The 5,287-nt window shown below is 71.9% G+C and carries 5 protein-coding genes; 1 reads left to right on the forward strand and 4 read right to left on the reverse strand.

Annotated elements, in window-relative coordinates:
- A partial coding sequence (locus tag D7Y21_RS40130) for a DUF3943 domain-containing protein (protein ID WP_233612487.1) occupies positions 1 to 1,547 on the forward strand: 1,547 nt, incomplete at its 5' end.
- A 12-nt stretch (positions 1,548 to 1,559) separates the two neighbouring features.
- Here the strand turns inward: D7Y21_RS40130 and D7Y21_RS40135 are convergent.
- The 4 genes from D7Y21_RS40135 to D7Y21_RS40150 all read right to left on the reverse strand — a co-directional run bounded on the left by D7Y21_RS40135 (position 1,560) and on the right by D7Y21_RS40150 (position 5,243).
- The gene (locus D7Y21_RS40135) at positions 1,560 to 2,177 is read right to left on the reverse strand and encodes an MOSC domain-containing protein (protein ID WP_121718523.1); all 618 of its coding nucleotides are present in this window, start codon (positions 2,175 to 2,177) and stop codon (positions 1,560 to 1,562) included.
- A gap of 36 nt (positions 2,178 to 2,213) precedes the next feature.
- Positions 2,214 to 3,188, reverse strand: coding sequence for an MBL fold metallo-hydrolase (locus tag D7Y21_RS40140; RefSeq protein ID WP_121718524.1), 975 nt, complete (start codon positions 3,186 to 3,188; stop codon positions 2,214 to 2,216).
- A 76-nt stretch (positions 3,189 to 3,264) separates the two neighbouring features.
- Complete coding sequence (locus D7Y21_RS40145) at positions 3,265 to 4,185, reverse strand: DMT family transporter (protein ID WP_233592033.1); 921 nt, start codon at positions 4,183 to 4,185, stop codon at positions 3,265 to 3,267.
- Between the two features lie 80 nt (positions 4,186 to 4,265).
- Positions 4,266 to 5,243: a GNAT family N-acetyltransferase gene (locus D7Y21_RS40150; RefSeq protein ID WP_199724653.1), complete on the reverse strand. Its 978-nt coding sequence runs from the start codon at positions 5,241 to 5,243 to the stop codon at positions 4,266 to 4,268.
- Positions 5,244 to 5,287 lie beyond the last annotated feature (44 nt).

The following is a 5,287-nucleotide window of genomic DNA, read 5'->3' on the forward strand; positions in this document are numbered from 1 at the left end:
GGATGGGGCACGGCGGGCGGGGGCCATGGCGCGGCGGACTCCGGGAGCCGTGGCTGCCGCGAGGCGTGGCGCTGGCGTGCGCCCTGCGCGCCTTCGTCGCGTTCGCGGACGGTTCGCCACAGGACATGGTGCGCTTCGTTCCGGACAGCGTCATGGGCCTCTGCGCGGCGCGGTTTTCGCCCGGCCAGGAGACCCAGTGGGCCCCCTGCCCTCCCGCGACCGAGGAGAACCCCTCGCTGCCGGCGGATGCGCCGCTGACGGAGGACTCCATCCGGGACAACCCCGGGCCCCACCCGTGGATTGCGGTCGGGGAAGTGACCGCCATCAACCTGTTCGTCTGGACGTATGACCGATACATCGCGAACAAGGACTGGGCGCGGATAAGCCCTGCCGTATGGAAGGAGAACTTCCGCACGGGCTTCGTCTGGGACCAGGACGGCTTCTCCACCAACCAGTTCGCCCACCCGTATCACGGCAGCCTCTACTACACGGCCGCGCGCGACAACGGCCTGCCGTTCCAGGCCGCGGTGCCGCTCACCTTCCTGGGCAGCCTGCAGTGGGAGCTGTTCGCGGAGAACGAGCCGCCATCCGCCAATGACCTCATCAACACGACCGTGGGCGGCGTGGCCATGGGCGAAGCCCTCTACCGGCTGTCCTCGCTGGTGCTGGACACGGAGGCCCGGGGCCGCCAGCGCTTCGTCCGCGAGCTGACCGCCGGTGTCATCAGCCCCGTGCGCGGCTTCAACCGGGTGCTGCGCGGCGACGTTTCCCACCATGGCCCCTCGCCGACGGAGTGGTGGCCGGATGACATCGCGGGCTGGGCCTCGTTGGGCTACCTCAAGCTGGGTGACGGCAGGTCCCTGGCCTGGGGCGAGGATCAATTCTTCATCCAGGGCGCCCTGCGCTACGGCGACATGTACCGGGGCGCGCACCACCGCCCCTTCGACTCCTTCGACGCGCGCGTCCAGTTCACCTCGCGAGAGAACAGCCTCGTCACCAACGCGCGGCTGCAGGGGTTGCTCGTGAAGTCCACGCTCTTGCGCACCGAGCGCGACGAGCTGCGCCTGGGCCTGCTCCAGCAGCTCGATTATACGGACACGCTCGCGTACGAGGTGGGCGGCCAGTCCCTGGACGTGGGCCTGCTGCACGAGCACAAGTTCCTCAACCGCTCCCGGCTGAGGACCGCGCTGCTCGTGGACGGCAGCCTCCTCACCGGCGTCACCTCCGAGCACACCGACAGCGAGGGCAACGAGGGCCGCGACTACGACTACGGCCCCGGCCTGGGCTTCCAGCTCCAGATGGCGTACCTGCGCGAGGACTGGGAGGTCGTCACGCTGGAGGCGGGCGCCGAACACGTGGTGGTGGTGGATGGCTCGGGCGGCTCGCACCGGGTGCACCAGGCCCAGCTACAGGTGGACCTCCCCGTGCACAGGAACCTGGGGATGGGCTCGCAGCTGAATTTCTTCCGGCGCCACAGCCGCTTCGACGCCTTCCCGGCGGTGACGAAGGACACCTGGCAGCTGCGCATCTTCCTGTCCGTGCACTGAAGGCGGGGACGCTCAGCCCACCGCCTCCGATTCGGAAGGCGCGGAGGGCAGCGAGTACGTCACCGGCGGCGGCAGCATCACGCGCACGGCGTCGCCCGCGCGGATGAGGCCCGGGCGCTCCACCCAGCCCACCAGCCCGCGCTTCTGCCACGCGGCCTTCACGAAGCGGCCCGCGAGCCCCTTCAGGTCCGGGTGGTGCGCTTCAATCACGCGGCCGGGCTGCACACAGGGGTGGTTCTCCCCTTCCATCACCAGCGTGGCCTCTTCCGGGAAGAACAGCCGCGTCCCCGGCGGCAGGTGCGTCAGCCGCGGCACGCCCACGAGCTCCAGGTTCGCGCCCAGCCACGACGCCAGCACGTGCGGCACGCCCAGCGTACGCGCCACCTCCACCAGCTCCTCGCGAGACACGATGGAGAGCTGCCGGGTGTTGCGGATGAGCGTGCCCTTGGGGAACCACGGCACCCGCACGTCCGCCTTGCGGGTGAGGCCCGCGTGCCGGTCCCCCACGATGCCCGCGAAGTCGACCGTCACCTCGGGGACTTCCCGGGTGACGAAGCGCTTGGGTTCAGCGTCCGTGCACAGCAGCACGTTGGCCAGGTGTCCAGTCAGCGAGGGAGCAGGAGTGGGCATAGCGGGCGCCCGTTCCAACACGCCAGCGCGGTGAAATCAAAACAGGGTCATCTGCTGTGGCTTGCCCAGCGGGCGGGCGTCCGTGCCCGCGTCGCGCAGCGCCTGGGCCAGCTCCTCCGCGAAGCCGTGGCAGGTGATGACGTCCCGCGCGCCGGTGTCCTTCACGTAGCGCAGGAGGGACGGGAAGTCCGCGTGGTCCGACAGCGGGAAGGCCACGTCCGCGCCGTAGCGCCGCGCGCCGCCCGGATCCATGGCCCAGCCGGTGAGCACCGCCGTCGCCCGGGGCCAGTGCGGCGCCAGGGCCCCGCCCCGCACCAGGTGCGGCGGGAAGAAGAGCACCTCGCCCGGCTCCACGCGGCCGTCGTAGCGGCGCAGGTTCTCGATGGGGACACCCAGCTCCGCGTACAGCTCCGCGACCTCGAAGATGGACGGATGCGCCACCAGGTGGAAGCCGCGCAGGGCCAGCTGCTTCATCGCCTCCTGGCTCTTGCCCAGCGGGTAGCCCAGCAGCACCGGCGTCACGCCCCGGTTGAGCTGCGCGCGCAGCCACGTCTCCACCTGCCCCAGCACCTCCGGGCGCGGCGGGAAGCGGTAGCGCGGGTGCCCGAAGGTGGACTCGATGACCAGCGTGTCGCAGGCCGCGACCTCCGTGGCCTCCGCGGTGAGCGACGGCGCGGTGTTCAGGTCCCCCGTGTAGACGATGCGCTTGCCATCCGCGCGGGTGACGCGCAGCTGCGCGCTGCCCAGGATGTGGCCCGCGGGCAGGAGCTCCAGCAGCAGCGGGCCCAATTCGAACGGACGGCGGAAGGGAACGGACAGCGGGGACGCCACCGGCCCCAGCCGGTGCGCCATGAAGCGCAGCGTGGCGGCCGTGGCGATGGTGCTCTCGTGACGGGCGATGTGGTCCGAGTGCCCGTGACTGACGAAGGACAGCGGCGACTTGCGCTTCGCGTCCAGCGACAGGGGCGTGCCCGTCAGGTGCAGGCCGTTGCGTCTCAGATCCACGCTCATGGGATGGGCGCTGTCTATAGCGCGGCCCGGGCGCTCGCGCTCCCGGCCGCGGCCCCCCACCCCGCGCGCCGGATGCTCAGGCGGCGGGCGTGCGGCCCCGTGCCCGCCATCCGTCCCACACCGCCGTGCCCAGCTCCGACGCGAAGACCCCCACGACGATGAGCGCGCCGCCCAGCCACTCCTTCGGGCCCAGCACCTCGCGGCCCACCGCCACGGAGTAGGCCGAGGCGAACACCGGCTCCAGCGCGAAGATGAGCGCCGCGCGCACCGCGCTGGTGCGCGCCTGGCCCCACGTCTGCACCAGGATGGCCACCGCGCTCGCGAGCACGCCACACGCGAGCACCGCCCCCACGAGCGGCGGGGTCCACTCCAGCTTGCGCTCCACGAAGGGCAGGCCCAGCGCGGACAGCACCGCCACGCCGACCAACTGCACCGCCACCAGGCCCACCGCGTTGTCCTTCGTAGCGAAGCGCTCGGTGAGCAGGATGTGCCCCGCGTACGCCACCGCGCACCCGATGGACAGCCAGTCCCCCAGACGGAAGCCCCCCACGTCCCCCGGCAGGGCTTCCTCGGTGGGACGCGTCAGCCAGTACAGCCCCACCGCCGCCAGCACCACGCCCACGGTGGTGCCCCACCGGGGCATGCGCCTGAGCAGCACCATGGACATCAGCGGAACGAAGAGGACGTTGAGTCCGGTGAGGAACGCCGCGCGCGACGGCGTGGTGTCCGTCAGCCCCACCGTCTGGAGCGCGAAGCACAGGAACAGCACCACCGCCAGCAGCAGCCCCTTGGGGACGATGCCGGGCGCGAACATCCGCCCGCGCGCGATGAGCGCCATCACGGTCGCGCCCACCACGAAGCGCAGGGTGAGGAAGGTGAAGGGGTCCGCGAACGCGAGCGCGTCCTTCACCACCACGAACGTCAGTCCCCAGAAGACGGTGAGGAGCACCAGCGCCCCGTCCGCCTTCCACTGCGCACCCTCACGCCCTTCAGACACCGGATCCACCCTTCCCTGCCCACAGCAGAACGCCGCACCGTTTGGCCCAGCCACCGGAGAAGCGCAACCCCCGTCGGGAGTCAGGCCGGAAGCGGGCGGACCAGCACGACCAGCCGCTTGCTTCCGCCCGCCGCGTCCCACTGCTGGTTCGTGGCCACTGTCAGCGGATCCGGTGCGGGGCGGAACCCCAGGCCGGAGAAGGTCCGCAGGGAGGCGGTGTTGTCCTCGTCGATGTCCGCGTGGAGCCGGTCCGCGCCCTGCCGGTGGATCTCCTCCACCAGGCACCGCACCAGCGCGGTGGCCACGCCCATGCGCCGCACTTTGGGGGACACCACCAGCGAGCGCACCCAGAAGCCGTCCAGGGACAGCCCCTCCTGGTGGTAGTCGTCCGCCCAGGCGAAGCCGAGCAGGTGCCCCTGCGCGTCGAAGGCGCCCGCCGCCGCGCCCACGCGCTTGTCTTGCGGCAGGCCCCACCGGTCGCGCAGTTGGCGGCGCAGGAAGGTGCTGGACACCACCAGCCGCTCCGTGGCGAAGGCGAGCAGCGCGTCCAGGTCCTCCGGGCGCACCAGCCGGATTTCGAGCGGGCCCACGAACTGGCGGCGCAGCGGCTTCGTCCACCCGGAGAACAGGTCGCGCAGGTGGCGGAACACCGCCCGGGACGCGGGCTTCGTCCACACCCCGGACAGGGTGCGCTGCAGGACGAACAGCGCCGGCCGCGTGGGCCGGGGCAGCCGCATCACCCACCGCCCGCGCTTGAGCGCGATGATGCGCCCCACCAGCTCCCCGCCCGCCACGTCCGTGCCGCCCAACAGTGACTCCGTCACCCAGGGTTGTGTGGAGAGCACCACCTGCGCGGCCAGCCGGGGCCCGTGCCGCACCAGCGCCACGTCCCCGCGCGCCAGCCGCTCCGGCCCGCAGCGCAACAGCCGCACCGCGTCCCCGCTGCGCAACAGCGGATAGAGACACCGCCCCATGCCGCGCACCCACAGCCGGTGGCCGAAGGGCAGCGCCGCAAGCAGGTCCGCGAGCTCGGCCGTCGAGACGCCACCAGAGGGCATGACACCCACTCTGTCATGAAGGCGCCCCCGAAACCCGCCCCCGG

Origin of the sequence: Corallococcus sp. AB045, assembly GCF_003668895.1 — a bacterium.
Taxonomy (GTDB): domain Bacteria; phylum Myxococcota; class Myxococcia; order Myxococcales; family Myxococcaceae; genus Corallococcus; species Corallococcus coralloides.

Coding starts and splice junctions, on each gene's coding strand:
- D7Y21_RS40135 (WP_121718523.1), bottom strand. CDS start 2,177: ATGCCCACTCCTGCTCCCTCGCTGACTGGACACCTGGCCAACGTGCTG.
- D7Y21_RS40140 (WP_121718524.1), bottom strand. CDS start 3,188: ATGAGCGTGGATCTGAGACGCAACGGCCTGCACCTGACGGGCACGCCC.
- D7Y21_RS40150 (WP_199724653.1), bottom strand. CDS start 5,243: ATGCCCTCTGGTGGCGTCTCGACGGCCGAGCTCGCGGACCTGCTTGCG.